The 20,632-nt window shown below is 39.5% G+C and carries 22 protein-coding genes; 12 read left to right on the top strand and 10 right to left on the bottom strand.

Features of this window, described 5'->3' with window-relative positions:
- The first annotated feature begins 159 nt into the window (after positions 1-159).
- Positions 160-678 carry a shikimate kinase gene (locus RM529_RS11485; protein ID WP_311484942.1) on the top strand — a complete coding sequence of 173 codons (519 nt, stop codon included), beginning with the start codon at positions 160-162 and terminating at the stop codon, positions 676-678.
- Here RM529_RS11485 and RM529_RS11490 read toward each other — a convergent pair.
- The 3 genes from RM529_RS11490 to RM529_RS11500 are packed head-to-tail and all read right to left on the bottom strand — an operon-like array spanning position 673 to position 2,157.
- Entirely contained in the window at positions 673-1,173 is a 501-nt protein-coding gene (locus tag RM529_RS11490) for a phosphoribosyltransferase family protein (protein ID WP_311484943.1), read from the bottom strand. The genes RM529_RS11485 and RM529_RS11490 overlap by 6 nt on opposite strands.
- Complete coding sequence (locus tag RM529_RS11495) at positions 1,173-1,766, bottom strand: class I SAM-dependent methyltransferase (RefSeq protein ID WP_311484944.1); 594 nt, start codon at positions 1,764-1,766, stop codon at positions 1,173-1,175. The genes RM529_RS11490 and RM529_RS11495 overlap by 1 nt, the downstream gene beginning before the upstream one ends.
- Positions 1,750-2,157 (bottom strand): RNA-binding S4 domain-containing protein, encoded by a 408-nt coding sequence (locus RM529_RS11500; protein ID WP_311484945.1) that lies wholly within the window; start codon positions 2,155-2,157, stop codon positions 1,750-1,752. Before RM529_RS11500 ends, RM529_RS11495 begins: the two co-directional genes overlap by 17 nt.
- 78 nt (positions 2,158-2,235) lie before the next feature.
- Here RM529_RS11500 and RM529_RS11505 point away from each other — a divergent pair, with 78 nt between their 5' ends.
- The gene (locus RM529_RS11505; RefSeq protein WP_311484946.1) at positions 2,236-3,198 is read left to right on the top strand and encodes an FKBP-type peptidyl-prolyl cis-trans isomerase; all 963 of its coding nucleotides are present in this window, start codon (positions 2,236-2,238) and stop codon (positions 3,196-3,198) included.
- Positions 3,199-3,283: 85 nt separating this feature from the next.
- On the opposite strand, the gene RM529_RS11510 is transcribed toward RM529_RS11505, so the two are convergent.
- From RM529_RS11510 to RM529_RS11520, 3 genes are all read right to left on the bottom strand, one after another.
- On the bottom strand, positions 3,284-3,886 hold the full coding sequence (locus RM529_RS11510) for an outer membrane beta-barrel protein (protein ID WP_311484947.1): 603 nt from the start codon (positions 3,884-3,886) through the stop codon (positions 3,284-3,286).
- A gap of 113 nt (positions 3,887-3,999) precedes the next feature.
- Positions 4,000-4,953 carry a transketolase family protein gene (locus RM529_RS11515; protein ID WP_311484948.1) on the bottom strand — a complete coding sequence of 318 codons (954 nt, stop codon included), beginning with the start codon at positions 4,951-4,953 and terminating at the stop codon, positions 4,000-4,002.
- A gap of 40 nt (positions 4,954-4,993) precedes the next feature.
- Positions 4,994-5,839 carry a transketolase gene (locus RM529_RS11520; protein ID WP_311484949.1) on the bottom strand — a complete coding sequence of 282 codons (846 nt, stop codon included), beginning with the start codon at positions 5,837-5,839 and terminating at the stop codon, positions 4,994-4,996.
- Between the two features lie 172 nt (positions 5,840-6,011).
- Here RM529_RS11520 and tgt point away from each other — a divergent pair, with 172 nt between their 5' ends.
- The 10 genes from tgt to RM529_RS11570 all read left to right on the top strand — a co-directional run bounded on the left by tgt (position 6,012) and on the right by RM529_RS11570 (position 17,041).
- Positions 6,012-7,142 (top strand): tRNA guanosine(34) transglycosylase Tgt, encoded by a 1,131-nt coding sequence (tgt, locus tag RM529_RS11525; RefSeq protein ID WP_311484950.1) that lies wholly within the window; start codon positions 6,012-6,014, stop codon positions 7,140-7,142.
- A 1-nt stretch (position 7,143) separates the two neighbouring features.
- Complete coding sequence (locus RM529_RS11530) at positions 7,144-8,220, top strand: LptF/LptG family permease (protein WP_311484951.1); 1,077 nt, start codon at positions 7,144-7,146, stop codon at positions 8,218-8,220.
- A gap of 99 nt (positions 8,221-8,319) precedes the next feature.
- Complete coding sequence (locus tag RM529_RS11535; protein ID WP_311484952.1) at positions 8,320-9,273, top strand: acetyl-CoA carboxylase carboxyltransferase subunit alpha; 954 nt, start codon at positions 8,320-8,322, stop codon at positions 9,271-9,273.
- Positions 9,274-9,428: 155 nt separating this feature from the next.
- On the top strand, positions 9,429-10,988 hold the full coding sequence (gene dnaB / locus RM529_RS11540; protein WP_311484953.1) for a replicative DNA helicase: 1,560 nt from the start codon (positions 9,429-9,431) through the stop codon (positions 10,986-10,988).
- 130 nt (positions 10,989-11,118) lie between these two features.
- On the top strand, positions 11,119-12,303 hold the full coding sequence (locus RM529_RS11545; RefSeq protein ID WP_311484961.1) for an asparagine synthetase B: 1,185 nt from the start codon (positions 11,119-11,121) through the stop codon (positions 12,301-12,303).
- Positions 12,304-12,307: 4 nt separating this feature from the next.
- Positions 12,308-13,123: an amidohydrolase family protein gene (locus tag RM529_RS11550; RefSeq protein WP_311484954.1), complete on the top strand. Its 816-nt coding sequence runs from the start codon at positions 12,308-12,310 to the stop codon at positions 13,121-13,123.
- A 142-nt stretch (positions 13,124-13,265) separates the two neighbouring features.
- The gene (locus RM529_RS11555) at positions 13,266-13,733 is read left to right on the top strand and encodes an N-acetyltransferase (RefSeq protein ID WP_311484955.1); all 468 of its coding nucleotides are present in this window, start codon (positions 13,266-13,268) and stop codon (positions 13,731-13,733) included.
- Positions 13,726-14,259: a hypothetical protein gene (locus RM529_RS11560; protein ID WP_311484956.1), complete on the top strand. Its 534-nt coding sequence runs from the start codon at positions 13,726-13,728 to the stop codon at positions 14,257-14,259. The genes RM529_RS11555 and RM529_RS11560 overlap by 8 nt, the downstream gene beginning before the upstream one ends.
- Before the next feature lie 279 nt (positions 14,260-14,538).
- Positions 14,539-14,973, top strand: a complete 435-nt coding sequence (locus tag RM529_RS11565) for a secondary thiamine-phosphate synthase enzyme YjbQ (protein WP_311484957.1) — start codon at positions 14,539-14,541, stop codon at positions 14,971-14,973.
- A 19-nt stretch (positions 14,974-14,992) separates the two neighbouring features.
- Complete coding sequence (locus RM529_RS11570) at positions 14,993-17,041, top strand: cation:proton antiporter domain-containing protein (protein WP_311484958.1); 2,049 nt, start codon at positions 14,993-14,995, stop codon at positions 17,039-17,041.
- A gap of 110 nt (positions 17,042-17,151) precedes the next feature.
- Here RM529_RS11570 and rplT read toward each other — a convergent pair whose 3' ends face one another.
- The 4 genes from rplT to thrS all read right to left on the bottom strand — a co-directional run bounded on the left by rplT (position 17,152) and on the right by thrS (position 20,464).
- Positions 17,152-17,496 (bottom strand): 50S ribosomal protein L20, encoded by a 345-nt coding sequence (rplT, locus tag RM529_RS11575; RefSeq protein WP_311484959.1) that lies wholly within the window; start codon positions 17,494-17,496, stop codon positions 17,152-17,154.
- 135 nt (positions 17,497-17,631) lie between these two features.
- Positions 17,632-17,829: a 50S ribosomal protein L35 gene (gene rpmI, locus RM529_RS11580; RefSeq protein WP_011708523.1), complete on the bottom strand. Its 198-nt coding sequence runs from the start codon at positions 17,827-17,829 to the stop codon at positions 17,632-17,634.
- Between the two features lie 113 nt (positions 17,830-17,942).
- Positions 17,943-18,494 (bottom strand): translation initiation factor IF-3, encoded by a 552-nt coding sequence (gene infC / locus RM529_RS11585; RefSeq protein WP_311484962.1) that lies wholly within the window; start codon positions 18,492-18,494, stop codon positions 17,943-17,945.
- 23 nt (positions 18,495-18,517) lie between these two features.
- A complete protein-coding gene (gene thrS / locus RM529_RS11590) occupies positions 18,518-20,464 on the bottom strand; it encodes a threonine--tRNA ligase (protein WP_311484960.1) in 1,947 nt (648 codons plus the stop codon).
- Between the last annotated feature and the right edge of the window lie 168 nt (positions 20,465-20,632).

The raw sequence follows: 20,632 nt of genomic DNA on the forward strand, positions 1-20,632 counted from the left end.
AAGGGAGATGCTCTACCAACTGAGCTACCAGATCAAAAAATGCATTCGGCTTTTCCAGAATGCGGGTGCAAATATAATATCATTAATTTACTTTTCAAGATTAAAATGACATAAATTTGCAATTGTTTTCAATTAACCTAGAAATTAGCGAAGTAGCATATGAAGATTTTTCTAAATGGCTATATGGGGGCAGGGAAATCCCTTGTAGGTCATAAACTTTCAGCAGAATTAAATTATAATTTTGTCGATCTCGATGAGCAGATAGAGCTTATTGAGCAGACGAATATACAGAGCATATTTAATAAAAGGGGAGAGCTTTATTTTAGAAGGCTGGAAAATAAGGTGTTGCGGGATATCATGGAAAAAGATGAGGATATGGTGATTTCGCTGGGAGGTGGAACTCCGTGTTACGGCGATAATCTTGAATGGATAAAGAAATCTTCCGGTTCTAAAACCGTGTACTTAAAAGCTACTGTAAAAACCCTTACAGATCGTTTATTTTTGGAAAAAGTGCACAGGCCTGTAATAAGTCACCTTCAGACAAAGCCCGAACTGGAGGAATTTTTAAGGAAACATTTGTTTGAAAGGGCTTATTACTATAATCAGTCAGATATTATTGTAGACGTAGATAATCGTGATCCTGAACAAATTGTAAAAAGTATAACAGAAAAACTATAGCAGTTCCACCCGGTCGTTTTCTTTTTCAAACCTAAGTTTTACCGTTTCATTTAGGGAAGTTGAGAGGGAGATACCTTTAAAATCGGCCTTTACAGGATACTTTTTATGGTTTCTGTCTACCAGAACTGCCGTTTTAAACTGTTTTAGGGGAACATTTAAAAAATGCCGGACACCATAGATTAATGTGGTTCCGGAATTTAGTACATCGTCTACCAGGATTACAGATTTATCTCTGTAATCTTCAGGCGATAGGGATGTGGTGATTTTTGACAGGGGGTTCTTTTTGTCAATTTTCACCTCGCAAAGGCTGGGCTTAATGGAGGAAATTATCTCGAGTTCTGCTTTTAAACGTTTCGCAAGTTCATATCCGTTTTTGGCAATTCCCGCCAGAATGAGATCTTTTTCATCAATATTGTTCTCAAGAATTTGGTACGCAATTCTTTTGATTTTGTGTTTTATCTCTGCTTTATCTAAAATAAGAACCTTGTCTTTCATTATTTTTGTTTTTTTCTAAATATAAAGAATAACTCGTTCCCCTGTCTTGGAGGAATAGAATTATAACACCTTTCCAGAACTTCTACTTCAAAAAAGGGTGTAAAATAACTTAAATACTCTTCTTTGCTTCCGCCAAAAGGTGGACCATTCTCTGTTAGTTCGAAGTTGAAGAAGAGGCCTGAAATTTTACCATTTTCGGCTAAAAGATCAGAAGCTTTTTCAGCATAACCTTTTCTTTGACTAACAGGTAGTGCACAAAAAAAAGTTTGTTCCAGTATTAAGTCGAATCTTCCATTGAGTTCAAAAAAATCGGAATTAAGTAATTGATCTTTGGGAAATTCGGGTAACCTTTTCTTTAAATTGTTGAGAGGTGCTTCTACAATATCTGCAACAAATACATTCCTGAAGCCCTGTCTATACAGGTATTCTGCTTCATAAGAATTTCCTGCTCCGGGAATAAGGATGTTTATTTCCTTGTCCTGAAGCTGATCTATATAATCTTTAAGAGGAGTAGAAATTTCGCCAATGTCCCAGCCGGTGTTATTAGAATTGTACCTCTTGCTCCAATATTCCTGGTCAGGATTCTCCTTCATTTTTCTTTTTTATTTCATCTTCAGGGGTATTTTCAAACCAATCATCAATATCCCGCCTATCCTTTTTAGTAGGTCTCCCGGTGCCTTTTTTTCGATAGTAATCCTGAGAATATTTTAGCAGATCTTTCTTTTCAAATTCTTCTTTAGGGGTAATATCGTGAAGATATAAATTAACGAGTTTTGCACCTACCCGGCTGGGAGGGAGGTCCAGGACTTCAATTTGATAGTTTACCTGATTCTTTCTCACTAAAATCTTATCTGCGGGAAAAACCTCTTTTGAAGGTTTTACATTAGCGCCATCTATTTTTACTTTTCCCTGCTTACATGCGTTGGTGGCGATGCTTCTGGTTTTGAAATACCGGACACACCATAAATATTTATCAACTCTCATAAATCGGCTTTAAATGTCATCTTATTCCTTAAGCAAAAATACAAGAATATTGTATCTTGCGCCCTAAAATTATAGACGATGCGATTAAAGAAGTTATTTCTTATATGTACCACAGTTAGTATTGCTTTTTCTTCCTGCAACAAGGACGATGATGATGGAGGCGGCTTCACTTTTGAAGAAAGGGATCGGGGAGAACAGGCGGTAGAAGATGAAGAGAGATTAGTGGAATTCCTTTCTACTCACTTTTATAATTATGAAGATTTCCAGAATCCTTCTGAAGGTTTTGATTACAGAATTACGTTTGATACTATTGCAGGTGAAAATTCTGATAGAATTTCAATTTTGGATTCAGAGGAACTGATTGAAAAAACAGTGAACCGGGACGATGTAGATTATACGCTGTATATCCTGAAAATTCGGGAAGGACAGGGAGAGCGTCCTACGTTTGCAGATTCTACCCTTGTTGCCTATACAGGCCAATTAATAAATGAGACAGTTTTTAATGATAATATAGTTTCGCCGGTTTGGTTTGATTTACCGGGCTATACTACTCTAAACACCAATGGCCAGCCTGCACGTGCGGGGAGTGTACTTCCAGGATTCTCTGAAAGTCTTACGGAGTTTAAATCTTCTACAGGATTTACCGTGAATGCAGATAATACGATATCCTGGAATAATGATTATGGCATAGGGGCTATCTTTTCTCCTTCCGGACTTGCATATTTTTCCTCTCCGCCTCAGGGATCGGGAATCCCGCCTTACGCTCCGCTTATTTTTAAAGTAAACCTGTATCGGGTCGTAAAAGCAGATCACGATAATGATGGTGTGCCTTCGTGGATGGAGGATATAGATGGCGATGGAGATTTATACAATGATAATACTGATGAAGATAATTTTCCAAATCATTCTGATGCAGATGATGATGGTGATGGTACTCCCACCCGTGAAGAAATTGTGATTAATGCAGATGGGAGCGTAGAGCTTATAGACTCTAATAACAATGGAACACCAGATTATCTTGATCCTGATACTTTTAAGTAGCCTTAAGTTTTAGGTATAAAAAAGAGCCCCTGTTTTGGGGCTCTTTTGCGTTTAGTATTTATTTTGAAAGGAATCTTACGTTAGATCAAAAGGCATAGGAAGCGCTTAAAATCCATTGAGAAGCACGGGAATCGATGGTGAAATCATTTTCTGTGGCCATCTCCCCAAAAGCATTATTTTCCTCAAAAGCTCCTTCGTATCGCAGGTCAATTCCAAGACGTCCCAGTTCCAATCCCGCTCCTAACTGGTAGCCTACACTAATTTCTTCTTCAACATCATTAATCTCGAGGCTCGTATTTTCAAGTTCGTTGCTTAAGATGTACTGAAAAGAAGGACCAGCTTTAATATTCAGAGGTCCAAGAACATTTATTCCGGCAAGGACAGGAAGATCTATTTTGTCCATTTTATAATCAAAATTACTGTATTCGTTATTTAAACTGGTATAAAGGAGTTCCGGCTGAATAAATATACCTACTATTTCGAATTTAGTAAATATTCCTAAGTGGAACCCTTGTTGGTTTTCTCCATCTTCAGAAAAATTTTCAGACAATTCATCTGCTGCATCTCCGGGGCCATTGTATTCTCCGGTAGCTCCATAGTTTAAGCCACCTTTAATTCCGAAAGAAGCTTCTTGTGCCAACATTGTAGATCCGCACAAGAGGAGCGTGAGTAACATCAAATTTTTCATAATTGTATTTTTTAGTTAGTTATAAGATAACGAAGAACACTCTTGTTTTATTTTAAAAGCAAAAAAGCCTTTCAAAATATCTTTGAAAGGCTTTTATATAGTTTACAAATGCTTTATTTCCTTTTAATGACTTTCTCTGTAGCTTTAATAATTGCTTCAGCATTAAGGCCGTATTTGTCCATTAACTGTTCTGGTGTGCCGCTTTCTCCAAAGGTATCCTGTGTCGCCACGAATTCCTGGGGAGCAGGGTGATTTTCAGATAATGTTCTGGCAACACTTTCACCTAATCCGCCAAGAAAGTTGTGTTCTTCAGCAGTAACCACGCACCCCGTCTTCTTTACAGATTTTAAGATTGCTTCTGAATCCAAAGGTTTAATAGTATGTATGTTTATAACTTCAGCACTAATTCCTTTTTCCGAAAGTTTTTCGGCTGCCTGTATAGCTTCCCATACTAAATGTCCTGTAGCAATAATAGTCACATCACTGCCTTCATAAAGCTGAACAGCTTTTCCAATTTCGAATTTCTGATCTTCCGGGGTGAAATTTGCCACTTTTGGACGTCCAAACCTCAGGTAAACAGGTCCTTCATATTCCGCCACTGCAATAGTAGCTGCTTTGGTTTGATTGTAGTCGCAGGTGCAAATTACCGTCATGCCCGGCAACATCTTCATAAGACCAATATCCTCAAGAATCTGGTGGGTAGCACCATCTTCTCCAAGAGTAACTCCCGAGTGAGAAGCACAAATTTTCACGTTCTTATTAGAATATGCCACACTCTGGCGAATCTGGTCGTAAACTCTACCCGTAGCAAAGTTTGCAAAAGTTCCGGCAAAAGGAATTTTTCCTCCTATGGTAAGTCCTGCAGACATTCCAATCATATTGGCTTCGGCAATACCTACCTGGAAAAAACGTTCCGGATTTTCATCTATAAAATCCTGCATTTTCAAGGAACCTACCAGGTCGGCACATAATGCCACTACATTAGGATTGTTACGTCCAAGTTCTGTAAGTCCGTCCCCAAAGCCTGAGCGTGTATCTTTTTTTCCTGTATCTGTATATTTCTTCATTTTTAGCTTTTTGTCATTTCCTTGTTAGGAAATCTTTGGTTTAATAATCTCCCAGGGTTGCAGGGTTTTGAGAAAGTGCTTTTTCCAGCTGCTCATCATCAGGAGCTTTTCCGTGCCATGCGTGAGTATGCATCATAAAATCGACACCATGTCCCATTACAGTGGTCATAAGGATACAAACCGGCTTTCCTTTTCCAGTCCGTTGTTTTGCTTCTTTTAAGCCTTCTGTAACCTGTTTAAGATCATTTCCATTTTCTATTTCCATCACATCCCATCCAAAAGCTTCAAACTTAGCTTTAAGATTTCCCATTGGTAAAACCGTTTCGGTACTACCGTCAATCTGTTGTCCGTTTAAATCTACAGTAGAGATAATATTATCGACCTTATTTCCTGCGGCGTACATAATAGCTTCCCAGTTCTGGCCTTCCTGTAATTCGCCATCTCCATGGAGTGTGTAAACAAGGTGCTTATCCCCGTTTAATTTTTTAGCCTGGGCAGCACCAAGTGCTACAGACATTCCCTGGCCCAGTGATCCTGAGGCCACCCGTATTCCGGGTAACCCTTCATGCGTGGTTGGGTGTCCCTGCAGTCTTGAATCTATAAGTCTGAAGGTATCAAGTTCTTTAACCGGAAAATAACCGCTTCTGGCAAGTACACTATAAAATACAGGGGAGATGTGGCCATTGGAAAGGAAGAATAGATCTTCATCTTTTCCGTCCATATTAAAGTCTGTATCATGCTCCATTATTTCCTGATAAAGTGCCGTGAAGAATTCAGTACAGCCCAGGGAGCCTCCGGGGTGTCCCGAATTCACCTTGTGGACCTGTCTTAAAATATCCCTGCGCACCTGTGTGGCAAAATCTTCTAATTTCTTAAAGTCTGACATTATGGTTGTTGTTGTTATGATATTATAACAAAAATAGGTTTTTAAATCTCGTTGTCAAAGTAAAATTGAAGGAGTTCTGAGATAAGTGTATGTAAAACACATGTATTATGAATTGTCACAATTCTTTCTTTACAACAAATGTTGAGTATCTTTGCGGCACTTAACTTTATATATGGATTTTGAATTGCTATCTGTCGATCCCGGCAGTAATGCCAGAGCTGGTACTGTCACCACAGATCATGGTAAAATTGAAACACCTATTTTTATGCCCGTTGGTACTGTAGCTTCTGTTAAAGGAGTGCACCAAAGGGAGTTAAAAGAAGATATTAATCCCGATATTATCCTGGGGAATACCTATCATTTATATTTAAGACCTCAAACCGAAGTATTAAAGAAGGCTGGAGGGCTGCATAAATTCATGAACTGGGACCGCAATATCCTTACAGATAGTGGTGGTTACCAGGTGTATTCTCTTTCGGCCAGGAGAAAAATTAAGGAGGACGGTGTAAAATTCAAGTCCCACATAGATGGTTCTTACCATACCTTCACGCCAGAAAACGTGATGGAAATTCAGCGGATTATTGGTGCTGATATTATAATGGCTTTTGATGAGTGTACACCTTATCCCTGTGATTACAAGTATGCAAAGCGATCTATGCATATGACCCATCGTTGGTTAGACAGGTGTATTGCGCATTTTGAAAAAACACCGCCACTTTACGGTTTTAATCAGGCGCTCTTTCCTATAGTTCAGGGAAGTACTTACAAGGATCTTAGAAAGCAGTCTGCAGAATATATAGCATCTGTTGGAGCCGAAGGTAACGCGATTGGAGGACTTTCTGTAGGAGAGCCTGCGGAAGAAATGTACGCAATGACGGAAGTGGTGACAGCTATCCTTCCGAAGGAAAAGCCCAGGTACTTAATGGGTGTGGGTACACCAATAAATATTCTTGAAAATATCGCTTTAGGGGTAGATATGTTTGATTGTGTAATGCCCACCCGAAACGCCAGGAACGGAATGCTTTTTACAGCACATGGCACCATAAATATCAAAAATAAGAAATGGCAGGAAGATTTCTCTCCTATTGATGATGCAGCCATGACATATGTGGATACCGAATATTCAAAAGCCTATTTACGCCATTTGTTTACAGTAAACGAAATGCTTGGCAAGCAAATTGCTACCATTCATAACCTGGGCTTCTATATGTGGTTAGTACGGGAGGCCAGGAAACATATTATTGCCGGCGATTTTGCCACCTGGAAAAATCAAATGGTAAATCAAATGGACAAACGTTTATAAATTGAAAATATTAGACTGGTACATACTAAAGAGATATTTGGGCACCTTCTTTTTGATGCTCCTGCTTTTTATTCCTATAGGGATTACAGTTAATCTCGCTGAGAAAATTGATAAAATCCTTGAAAATGAAGTGCCATTTATAGAGGTGGCGAAGTATTATCTGGATTTTACTATCTATTTTGCCAATCTCCTTTTTCCTCTGTTTCTGTTTTTATCGGTGATATGGTTTACTTCTAAACTTGCTAATAATACTGAAATTATAGCTTTTTTAAGTAGTGGTGTTTCTTTCTGGAGATTTTTACGCCCTTATTTAATTGGAGCTTCTATTGTATGTGTCGGCGCCCTCGTACTCGGGATGTACCTTGCACCCAGGGCCAGCAAGGGCTTTAATGAATTTAAATATGAGTACCTAAAGAGAGGGACTCAAATTCAGGAAACCAGGGATGTGTACCGGCAGATAAATGATGACGAGTATATTTATGCAAGTAACTTCCAGCCAAAGACAAAAACAGCAAGAAATTTTACTTTGGAACATTTTGACGGTAATAAACTGGAGTTTAAAATAAGTGCCTCTTACCTGGAGTTTAATGAAGAAGATACTACTTACAGCCTCACCAATTTTGACAAAAGGATAGTAGGGAAAAATGGAGATAAGATTATTCACCAAAGAGAGGTAGATACTATTCTTCCCTTTGAATTTGGAGAACTTACACCCGAATCTTACATCGCCGAAACGCTTAATTATACTGAACTAAATGATTTTATTGAAACAGAGCGCCGTCGTGGTGCCGGGAATATTAATAGATATCTTGTAGTTGCGTATAAAAGATGGAGCCTTCCGGTTTCTGCTTTTATCCTTACGATAATTGCTGTTGCCGTTTCTTCCAAAAAGAGGAGAGGGGGAATGGGCGTAAACCTGGCAGTAGGGATAACCCTCGCTTTTATCTTCATATTTTTCGATAAGGTCTTTGGTACAATGGCAGAACAATCTGCATTTTCACCGTTACTTGCGGTGTGGTTTCCGAATATTACCTTTGGTATTCTGGCCATTTACCTGTTGTTTACTTCTAAGAGGTAAGCTCTTATTCAGGCGCTTAAAATTTAAACGGAAACAATAGAAATCTTCCTTTTAAAGTTTGTTATATTTGTGGGCTAATTAAAAAACACCATAATTCTTATGGAATATTTGGACTTTGAATTACCCATTAAAGAGTTAGAAGAACAATACGCTAAAGCCTGTAACATAGGTGAAGAAAGTAATGTTGACGTAACTGCTACCTGTAAGCAGATAGAGAAAAAGCTTAAAGAAACAAGAAAGGATATATACAAAAATTTGACGGCGTGGCAACGCGTTCAGTTGTCAAGGCATCCAAACCGGCCGTACACTTTAGATTATATAAAAGCCATTTGTGGGGATACTTTTCTTGAACTTCATGGGGATCGTAATGTAAAGGATGACAAGGCTATGATAGGTGGCCTTGGGAAAGTTGATGACCAGAGTTATATGTTTATTGGTCAACAAAAAGGATTTAACACTAAAACAAGACAATATCGTAATTTTGGAATGGCAAACCCTGAAGGTTATCGAAAGGCACTTCGCCTTATGAAATCTGCAGAAAAGTTTGGTATTCCTGTGGTATGTTTTGTGGATACACCGGGTGCTTATCCGGGACTTGAAGCCGAAGAAAGAGGACAGGGAGAGGCAATTGCAAGAAATATCCTGGAGATGACGCGTTTAAAAGTTCCAATAATAGTTGTGATTATAGGAGAAGGGGCAAGCGGCGGCGCTTTAGGTATAGGAGTTGGAGATAAAGTGATGATGTTGGAAAACACATGGTACTCTGTAATCTCTCCGGAATCCTGTTCTTCCATTCTTTGGAGGAGTTGGGAATATAAAGAAGTGGCGGCAGATGCACTGAAGCTTACTGCTAAAGATATGAAGAAGCAGAAGCTTATTGATGAAATTGTAAAAGAACCAATTGGTGGAGCTCATAGTGACCGGGATGAAATCTTTGCAACTGTAAAAAAATCCATTTCTGACTCTTATGATGAGTTTAAAAACTTATCACCAACAGATTTGGTTGAAAAAAGAATGGATAAATATTTGGCAATGGGAGTTTTTAAAGGCTAGTACTTTCTATACCGCATAACAAATTTAATCCGGAGCTGTAGTTTCGGATTTTTTTGTCCTTTTCAACAAAAAATAAAGTTTTCAACAAGTCAATTGTTGATTAAGTTGCCCCTTGATCATTAAGATTGTCTTAACAATTTTTTTACTTTCGTTATATGGAAAATATCACCGCGCCACAGAATTTTAGTTACAAACAGAGTAACGTAGTAAATCTAGAGAAAGGAAAATTACCACCTCAAGCTGTTGATTTAGAAGAAGTTGTGCTTGGGGCAATGATGATTGATAAAAAAGGGGTAGACGAAATAATTGATATCCTAACTGCAGAGGCGTTCTATAAGTCTTCGCATAAGCTCATCTTTGAAGCCATACATAAGCTGTTTGAAAATACAGAGGCGATTGACTTATTAACCGTTTCTAACCAGCTGAAGAAAGATGGCAATTTTGACAAGGCGGGAGGCGATTATTATTTAATTCAGCTAACCCAAAGGGTATCATCCTCAGCGCATATTGAGTTTCATGCGCGTATTATCCTTCAGAAATATATACAGCGAAGCCTGATAAAAATTTCGAATGAAATTATTGAAGATTCTTACGATGAATCTACAGATGTTTTCGATTTGTTGGACCAGGCTGAAGCTAAATTATACGAAGTGACCCAGGGAAATATTAAGAAATCTACAGAAACTGCGCAAAGCCTGGTGATCCAGGCCAAAAACAGGATTCAGGAGATTTCCAATAAAGAAGGTCTCAGTGGTGTTCCTTCAGGATTTGAAAGGCTGGACAGGTTAACTTCAGGATGGCAGCCCAGTGATTTAATTATCGTAGCAGCACGTCCCGGTATGGGTAAAACCGCGCTGACTTTATCGATGGCAAGAAATATTGCAGTGGGGCAGAACATGCCCGTTGCTTTCTTCTCGCTGGAGATGTCTTCAGTACAGCTTATCACCCGTTTAATTTCTTCTGAAACAGGTTTATCTTCAGAAAAATTAAGGACCGGAAACCTGGAAAAACACGAGTGGGAACAGCTAAACGTAAAAGTAAAGGATCTTGAAAAAGCGCCTTTATTTATAGATGATACCCCGTCTTTGTCAATTTTCGACCTTAGGGCCAAAGCGCGTCGTCTTGCTTCACAACACGGTATTAAATTAATTGTTGTGGATTACCTGCAGTTAATGACGGCCGGAGGAAGCCAGAAAGGAGGAAACCGTGAACAGGAAATTTCTACAATTTCCCGAAACCTTAAGGCTTTGGCCAAAGAACTCAGCGTGCCGGTAATTGCACTTTCCCAGTTGTCCCGTGCCGTAGAAACCAGGGGAGGGAGCAAAAGGCCACTTCTTTCAGACCTTAGGGAATCTGGAGCGATCGAGCAGGATGCCGATATTGTTTCCTTTATTTACCGTCCCGAATATTATAAAATTGATGAATGGGATGATGAAGAACGGACACCTACAGATGGCCAGGCCGAGTTTATCGTGGCGAAACACCGTAATGGCGGACTCGAAAATATCAGGTTGAAATTTATTGGACATCTTGGTAAATTTGATAACTTGGAAGAGTTCGATTCTCCGTTTGAATTTCATTCAAAAATGAATAGTGGAGGGGAAGACGATAATGATTTTGGTAGTAAAAATTTACCCAGTCCAACGGCAGATGAAGCTTTTGGCAGCTCTATGAACGATGACTTTAATGATGACGATAGCGACGTGCCTTTTTAAGAATAGAAAAATAACAATAGCAGAAAATAAAACCGCCGGAATTCCTTTTAAACTGAAGGGATTTCTGGCGGTTTTTTTATGGCTGATAATTGCCAATTTTCAGGGTTGGTCTTCCAATATTCTTATCCCTATGGATGCCGATGGGCAGGCAGATCACCTGAAAGCCTACGGAATTACTTACTATTCCCTGGAGAAGCAGCTGGAAGTCCGCTGGCTTTTAAACTACCGGGGAGGTTCTTTTCTTATTTCAGATACCGAAGACTTGCGAAGAGAATGCCAGATTCGCGGAGTCTCTTTTGAAGTAATCAGCGACAGTAAAACTGAAGAGATCCTTGAAGAAATTAGCAGTCCGTCCCGGAACATGGAAACTGTAGAACTGGAAAAAGCTCCAAAAATTGCTGTTTACTCCCCGCAGGAAAATAAGCCTTGGGACGATGCGGTAACTATGGCGCTGGAATATGCCGAAATTCCTTACGAGACCATTTACGACCGGGAAGTTCTAAATGATGCGCTGGTTTTATACGACTGGCTGCATTTGCACCACGAAGATTTTACGGGGCAGTATGGCAAATTTTACCGCGCTTTTAAAACCACGCCCTGGTATATAAAAGATAAAGAGGAAGCCGAAGCTTTGGCTGCAGAACTGGGTTATGATAAAGTTTCTGAAGAAAAACTGGCTGTGGCGCTTAAGATTAGAGATTACGTAGTGGGCGGCGGCTTTATGTTTGCCATGTGCAGCGCGACAGATAGTTTTGATATTGCATTGGCTGCAGAAGAGGTTGATATTGCCGAGCCAATGTTTGATGGTGATCCCAGTGAACCGGGTTACCAGTCCAAAATTGATTATTCGAACACCTTCGCTTTTACAGATTTTATCCTTGAACGCAGCCCGATGGTCTATGAATTTTCTTCTATAGACATGACTCAAAAAAGGCAAATATCGGCTGAAAGTGACTATTTCACGCTGATGGATTTCTCTGCAAAATGGGATGTGGTTCCCACAATGCTCACTCAAAGTCACACCCGCCTGGTTAAAGGTTTTATGGGACAGACCACCGCCTATAATCCGGAAAATATTAAAGCCAATGTGCTGGTAATGGGGGAAAGTAAGCTTAATGGCGAAGCACGATATATCCACGGAATTAAAGGCAAAGGATTTTTTACATTTTATGGCGGTCACGATCCCGAAGATTACACGCACAGGGTTGGAGATCCCAAAACCGAACTGGAATTGCACCCAACTTCGCCCGGTTACCGGCTTATCCTGAATAATGTACTTTTTCCCGCAGCCAGGAAGAAAAAGCAGAAAACCTGATCTTATGAGGATTGACGCGCATCAGCATTTTTGGCATTTTGATCCTGAAAAGTATTCCTGGATTAGTGATAAAAAGATCCAGAAGGATTTTTTACCGTCAGATATAAAGCCACTGCTCAAAAATGCCAATTTTGAGGGTACTATCCTGGTGCAGGCAGATCAATCTGAAGAAGAAACGCAGTTTTTACTGAATCTGGCAGCTGAAAACGACTTTGTTAAAGGCGTTATAGGTTGGGTAGACCTGAATTCCGAAGAAATTGAAGCTTCTTTGGCGCGTTTTTCTGAAAAGCTGTTTAAGGGTGTGCGCCATACGGTTTATGATGAAAAAGGAGAATTTATGACAGATCCTGCTTTTCAAAGCGGAGTATCAAAATTGGCAAATTTCGACCTTATATATGAAATCCTGGTTTTCCCTTATCAGTTACCCGGAGCACTAGCTTTAGCCGAAAAATTCCCTGAACAAAAATTCGTACTGGATCATCTCGCAAAACCCGATTTTTCAAAAGCACCGTCAGAGCAATGGAAACAGGATATTCAGAAGTTGGCAGCAAATAAGAACGTGTTCTGTAAAATCTCGGGATTACTGAGTGAAACCGGAAAAGATTGGAATCCTTCAGATTTTTCTCCTTTCCTGGATGTGGTGGTTAAATCCTTCGGAATGGAAAGATTAATGTTTGGATCTGACTGGCCGGTTTCTTTAAGCGGTGGAAGTTATGAAGAGATCGTAAAGATCGTAGAAGATTATTTTTCGATCTATTCAGAAGAAGATTTAAAAAAGGTCATGGGCATTACAGCAGGTGATTTTTATAAGATTTCTTAATTGGATTTTGTTGGATAAGATATCTTTAGGTTCCTAGTGGACTTTATGTTAGATAATGCTATTAGCTCAATAAAGTTTACAAAAAAAGTAAATTTATTCGTATTTGTTTACACGTCAGGTATACTTTTCGTATATTTATGCTATGTACATAGTCGATAAGAAATCTGATCAAAAAGATCAGATTGAAATAGTTCCAATTGAATTAGACGACCTTAAAAGAGTACCGAAGAGTAAATTTTGGTTTGATTGGAGAGAAGAAATTAATTACGATGTTTTTAAACTTCAAATTAGTGGAACTGATGAAATTTTGGGTTTAATAAGTATGGAAACTCACCATCAGGATTCGAGACTCGAAATAAGACTACTTGCGGCTTCAAAAGAAAATAGAGGGAAGAATAAAAAATTTGATAGATTAGTTGGTAATCTAATTGCGTTTGCTTGTATAAGATCAATTACAATGTTCGGATCCTTAGCATGTGTTTCTTTAGTACCTAAAACTAGATTGATAGATCATTATAGGGAAGAGTATTCTATGATAGAAGCCGGCAAAAGTTTATTTTTAGATGGTAAGGAGTTACTGGAAATTATTAAAAGATTTGGGGATGAGTAAAAAAGGTTTTAATAACGAAATAGAGGAGTATAAAGAACTTATAGACTCAAGACTGACTTCTGAGAAAGAGAAAGAACAAGAGAGAAACGCTTTAATAGCTGCTAGACAAAAAAGATTTAGAGAAAGACCGGAAAGTGAAAAGTTAGTTGGAAACCTTCTACAAATTAAATATCAAATTGAAAATTATTTGAATAATCCGGCTTATAGTAATAAAAATTCTTTTCCAAAATTTCTATCGATGTATGTTGATACGTTATACAAAAAAAGAAAAGATTTCGCTTCCGATTTAGATATTAATCCAATTATTCTGAGCCAAATTATAAATAACCATAGGGATCCAAAAGAAGAATTCTTGATAAGGTTAATTGTACATAGTCAGGCTGTATTTAAATCTTTTGGACATTTTGATAGAGACCTTTGGCCTAAGCTCTATTATCAAGACAAAATGTGTGAATTCTTAACAACTTCAGAAAAACGAAGAAAAATAGAAGAAAGACATGTCAACAATAAAGTTGTAGATATTTAATTCTATTGCAAACATGCCGAAACAATGCTAGAAAATGTGCCAAATGGAAACGTGATGCGCATGTTTTGTTGAGCCTGATTGTCCTGTGGACAATCAGGCTCGTAAGCTCGCAATGTTTTTTATTTAAGCCGTTTCCATACATTTAATCTTAACTCTCAAATGACTGCACATCAAGATGATTTAGACATAGATTTTTTGTGCACTGATTTTATATGTCCCTTAAGTCTGCTATTCCTATATTAGCACTACAACAGAAAGAATAAATTAATACAATTAGAGATGGAAGTTTTTCAGAAAGAAATAAAATTATCTGCAAAAGGAAGAGGATTTCACTTGGTGACAGAGGAGATCTTATCAGGATTTCCGGAAATTTCCAATATTGAAAGCGGGATGTTCCAGGCTTTTATCCAACACACTTCCGCAGGTCTAACTATAAACGAAAACGCCGATCCTACGGTGCGTGACGATTTTGAAAGCCATATCAACAAAATGGTTCCTGAAAATCAGCCGTACTACAGGCATACTATGGAAGGATCTGATGATATGCCGGCACATATAAAAGCTTCGTTAATGGGAACTTCAGTTCAGATTCCAATCACCAATGGAAAACTAAACCTTGGAACCTGGCAGGGGATTTATTTGTGCGAGCATAGAAATCACGGTGGAACTAGGAAACTTGTTCTTACCGCCTTCGGCGTAGGTCGTAACCGGTAAATTAATACAGTAAAAAATAATGACTGTAGCCTTACTGGATATTTCTCTGCCACTAGAGAATCCGGTGCTAAAATTCCTGGTTATCCTTCTTATTATTTTGTTCACGCCAATCCTGCTGAACAAAATAAAGATCCCAAACCTGCTGGCCCTTATTCTGGCGGGAGCAGTTATTGGCCCTAACGGACTAAACCTGATGGAGCGGGATAGCGGAATTATTCTTTCGGGAACTGCAGGGCTGCTTTATATTATGTTCCTAGCCGGACTGGAAATTGATCTCGCCGACTTTAAGAAGAATACGAAAAAGAGCCTGGTATTCGGGATGTTTACCTTCAGTATTCCAATGATCCTGGGAATTTTTACCGGCCTCTATATTTTCCAGTTTTCGGCTTTAACTTCAGTGCTTCTCGCAAGTATGTTCGCGTCGCATACTTTAATTGCCTATCCGCTTATCAGTAAATTAGGTGTGGCCAGGAACCGCGCTGTGAATATCACTGTGGGAGGAACAATGATTACCGATATTCTTGCCCTCCTGGTGCTCGCGGTAATTGTGGGGATGACCAAAGGGGAAGTGAACACTGCGTTCTGGTTGAAACTGACTGCTTCAGTATTGGCTTTTGGTGCTATTGTAATGTTCGTCTTTCCTGTTATAGCACGCTGGTTTTTCAAAAAATATGATGACAATGTTACGCAGTATATTTTCGTCCTGGCGCTGGTTTTCTTCGGAGCCATCCTGGCTGAAATCGCCGGAATAGAAGCGATCATTGGTGCGTTTTTATCCGGATTGGCCCTAAACCGACTCATTCCCCGCACATCACCATTGATGAACAGGGTGGAATTTGTGGGGAATGCGATTTTTATTCCGTTTTTCCTTATCGGGATCGGGATGCTTATAGATTTCAGAGTTTTCTTCCAGGGATGGGACGCGATTTGGATAGCTGCCGTTATGACCATTGTAGCAACATTGGCAAAATTCCTTGCGGCATGGCTTACGCAGAAAACCTACAGATTCTCTATTGATGAACGCCGGCTTATTTTCGGACTCAGTAATGCTCAGGCAGCTGCAACGCTGGCAGCCGTAATGATTGGCTACAATATTATTTTAGGTGAATCAGAAACCGGGGAGCAAATACGGCTGTTAAACGAAAGCGTTCTTAATGGAACAATTCTAATGATCCTGGTGACTTGTACAGTGGCATCTTTTGTAGCACAAAAAGGAGCCCGGAATTTAGCTTTGTCAGAAGTCGGAATGTCAACAGGAGCAACAGAAGGGGAGAGGGGTGATGCGGAAAAGATTCTTATTCCAGTTAGTAATACCGAAACCCTGGATGAACTCATTCATCTTGGGCTATCGATAAAATCGGAAAAGAATAGCAAAAACCTGTATGCACTTACAATTATAGATCATGATTCTGTAGATCTCGAAGCTGAAAGAAAGGCAAGGGAAGTTCTGCATCGTGCGGCGCTGACAGCATCGGCAACAGATAATCATCTGCAGGAGCTTCTTCGATATGATTTCAATATCACAAACGGAATCACAGGAGCGGTTAAGGAAAATGGAATAACCGATCTTATAATTGGTCATCATGTGAAGCAGGGAATTTCAGATTCTTATCTTGGTGAACTTACTGAAGGAGTGTTGGGAAGATGCAATACAACAACTTTAATTTACAAGCCGGCACAGCCTTTGGCGACGGTAAAGAAACATATTATCGTTGTTCCGGAGAATGCAGAAAAGGAGATTGGTTTTCCGTTCTGGATAAACAAGATCTGGAACCTTGCTGAAAATTCGGGTGCGGAATTAATATTCTACGCTACAGCACCCACTTTAACGCTGATTAAAAATATTCAGGCTTCACATGCGGTGGAATGTTCTTTCCGGGAGTTCAATGACTGGACACAATTTGAAGATTTATCCAAAGAAGTTGGAAAGGACGATAACTTAATAATTGTGCTAAGCCGAAGAAACAAAATTTCCTATCAGCAGGAAATGGCAGGTGTACCTACTTATCTCGGCAGCCAATTTAAGAATAACAGTTTTATATTAATTTATCCAATGCAGGAGGTTTAATAAAGCAAGATAATTCTGCATGGTTTAAATTCTAAACCGCACCAAGCAAAAAATCCGGCTCTTTGCAGAACCGGATTTTAAGTATAAGAGAGTATAATCTGTTTATTTAATTATTTTACTTTGTCAACGATTGCTTTAAACGCTTCAGGGTGGTTCATCGCCAAATCGGCCAAAACCTTACGGTTTAGATCGATTCCGCTGGCTTTTACTTTCCCCATGAATTGTGAATAAGACAATCCTTGCTGACGGGCAGCAGCGTTAATACGCATAATCCATAATGAACGGAAATTACGCTTCTTGGTTTTACGGTCTCTGTATGCATAAAGCATCGCTTTATCTACCGCATTTTTTGCTACTGTCCAAACGTTTTTACGACGTCCAAAGTAACCTTTTGCTTGTTTAAGAACCTTTTTTCTTCTGGCTCTCTTCGCAACTGAATTTACTGATCTTGGCATATTTTAATTGTTTTTGTAGCAGGCGGCCGGTAACCGGCACTTTTAACTTAAACTTCAAACTGTCACACTGAGCCCAGTCGAAGTGTTGCCCAACTCCAGGGTTTTTAAATTGTTTAAACCGTTAAGAGCTTCAGTTTACTTTAAACGTAATTGAAGTTTAACATTATCCTTATCTGCATCATGTACCAAAGTACTGTGAGTAAGGGCAAGCTTACGTTTTTTAGACTTCTTTGTTAGAATGTGGCTTTTAAACGCGTGCTTTCTTTTAATTTTACCGGTACCTGTAAGCTTAAAACGCTTCTTGGCACTGGATTTTGTTTTCATCTTAGGCATGCTGTCCTTCTTTTATAATTAAACTCTCTTAATCTTTTTCAAATAGAAATTTCTTCTTTCATCTCTCCTTTGGAGAGGTCGGAATTTCTTTTTTGAAATTCCGGGTGAGGAAATTATTTCGTCTTTCTTGGAGACAAAAACATAGTCATACGTTTACCCTCAAGCTTTGGCATTTGTTCAACTTTCCCAAGCTCTTCAAGGTCTGTGGCCAATCTCAATAACAGGATTTCACCTTTATCTTTAAAAACAATAGACCGACCTTTAAAGAATACAAAAGCCTTTAATTTCGCACCATCCTTCAGGAATTTTTCAGCATTACGCTTCTTAAATTCATAATCATGATCATCGGTGTTTGGCCCGAATCGAATTTCTTTGACTACAACTTTAGTGGCCTTTGCTTTCATGACCTTTTCTCGTTTCTTCTGTTCATAAAGAAACTTCTTGTAGTCCATCGCTTTTACAACCGGCGGTTCAGCATTTGGTGATATCTCTACCAAATCCACACCTAATTCTTCAGCGATTGCTAAGGCTTCCTTAATAGGGTAAACGTCCATTTCCACATTATCACCAACAAGCCTCACTTTTTCAGCGCGGATTTTATCGTTGATTCTGTGTTCGTCTTCTTTTCTCCTTGTACTGGGCCTTTTCGATTTTTTTCTTCGTATTGCTATGGCTAATCTATTTTTAGTTAAACTTCAAACGCCTTAAGCGTCTTTCTTATTTCGTTATTTACAATTTCAGCAAAGGCCTTTACCGGCATGGTGCCAATGTCGCCTTCCCCGTGTCTACGTACAGAAACCGTACCATCATTCGCCTCCTGTTCTCCTACGATCAGCATATATGGATATTTCCCAACTTCAGCTTCACGAATCTTCTTGCCAATGGTTTCGTTTCGGTTATCTACACGGGCGCGAATTTCGTGATTTTCCAGCAAAGTTAAAACTTTTTGTGAGTATTTTTCATATTTCTCACTGAGTGAGAGTATAATAGCCTGTTCCGGCATTAACCATAGCGGGAAGTTCCCCCCGGTGTGTTCCAGCAGAATAGCAACAAAACGCTCCATACTTCCAAATGGCGCTCTGTGGATCATGACAGGGCGGTGACTTTCGTTGTCACTTCCCTTATATGTCAGGTCAAATCGTTCCGGTAAATTATAATCTACCTGAATAGTGCCAAGTTGCCAGTTTCTGCCAAGCGCATCTTTAACCATAAAATCCAGCTTTGGACCGTAAAATGCAGCTTCTCCCGTTTCTACTACATAATTTAAGCCTTTTTCTTTCGCGGCTGTAATAATAGCGTTTTCAGCTTTATCCCAAACATCATCACTTCCAATATACTTCTCCTTGTTTTCAGGATCTCTTAAAGAAACCTGGGCAGTGAAATTTTCAAAGCCTAAAGAATCGAATACATATAAGGTAAGGTCGATCACTTTTTTAAATTCATCATCCAGTTGATCGGGAGTGCAGAAAATATGCGCATCATCTTGCGTAAATCCGCGCACACGGGTTAGTCCGTGTAACTCCCCGCTCTGCTCATAGCGGTAAACCGTACCAAATTCTGCAAAACGCTTGGGTAAATCGCGGTAACTCCAGGAAGTGGCGTTATAAATTTCGCAGTGGTGAGGACAGTTCATCGGTTTCAGCAAAAATTCCTCTCCCTCATTCGGAGTTTTTATCGGTTGAAAACTGTCTTCCCCATACTTTGCATAATGCCCGGAAGTCACATAAAGTTCCTTCTGGCCAATATGCGGACTCACAACCATCTCATATCCCGCAGTTTTCTGTGCTTTTTTCAGGAAATTCTCAAGACGTTCACGCAAAGCAGCACCTTTTGGTAGCCATAAAGGTAATCCCTGGCCAACTTTCTGGGAGAAGGTGAAAAGTTCCAGTTCCCGTCCTAATTTACGGTGATCCCGCTTTTTTGCCTCTTCCAAAAGCTCCAGATACTCCTTTAGCTCTTTCTGTTTAGGGAAAGAAGTACCGTAAACCCTGGTAAGTTGCGGATTTTTTTCATCACCACGCCAATACGCACCGGCAACACTCATCAGTTTTACCGCTTTAATGATTCCGGTATTCGGAATATGTCCGCCGCGGCATAAATCGGTAAAAGTATCATGATCACAAAAAGTAATCGTTCCGTCTTCAAGATTTTCAATCAATTCTACCTTAAATGGATTATTCTGCTTCTTATAATAGTCCAGCGCGTCAGCTTTGGAAACTTCCCGCATCTTAAAATCGTGCTTTCCGCGGGCAATCTCTAACATCTTGTTTTCAATTTTTCCAAAGTCATTTTCAGAAAGCTTATGCTCCCCAAAATCCACATCATAATAAAAGCCATTTTCGATAGCCGGCCCGATTGTAAGTTTAGAACCTGGATAAAGTTCCTCGATAGCCTGCGCCATCACGTGAGAAGTCGAGTGCCAGAAGGCTTTTTTTCCCTCATCGTTATTCCATGTATATAAGGTAAGGGCGCCGTCTGAAGTCAAAGGCGTAGACGATTCCACAATTTTGTCGTTAAATTTTGCCGAAATCACGTTTCTGGCCAATCCCGCACTAATACTGTTCGCGACATCCATTGGAGTAGCGCCTGTTTCAAATTCTTTGATACTGCCGTCTGGCAAAGTTACCTTAATCATGTCTTGCTTTTCAATTAGAATAGCAAAGATAAGCCGTTGAACTTGGTTGCGCAATATAGAAGTTGGGGAAAATATTTATTTGGGCGTTTCCGCTCCCAGAAAAGGTCGCGGCCGGGCTATCCGCTAAATCTTATAGCGGCTTTTGGAGTAGGGGAGCAGTGAGGTATA

The organism is Autumnicola edwardsiae (assembly GCF_031846505.1).
In the GTDB taxonomy this organism is placed as follows: Bacteria; Bacteroidota; Bacteroidia; order Flavobacteriales; family Flavobacteriaceae; genus Autumnicola; species Autumnicola edwardsiae.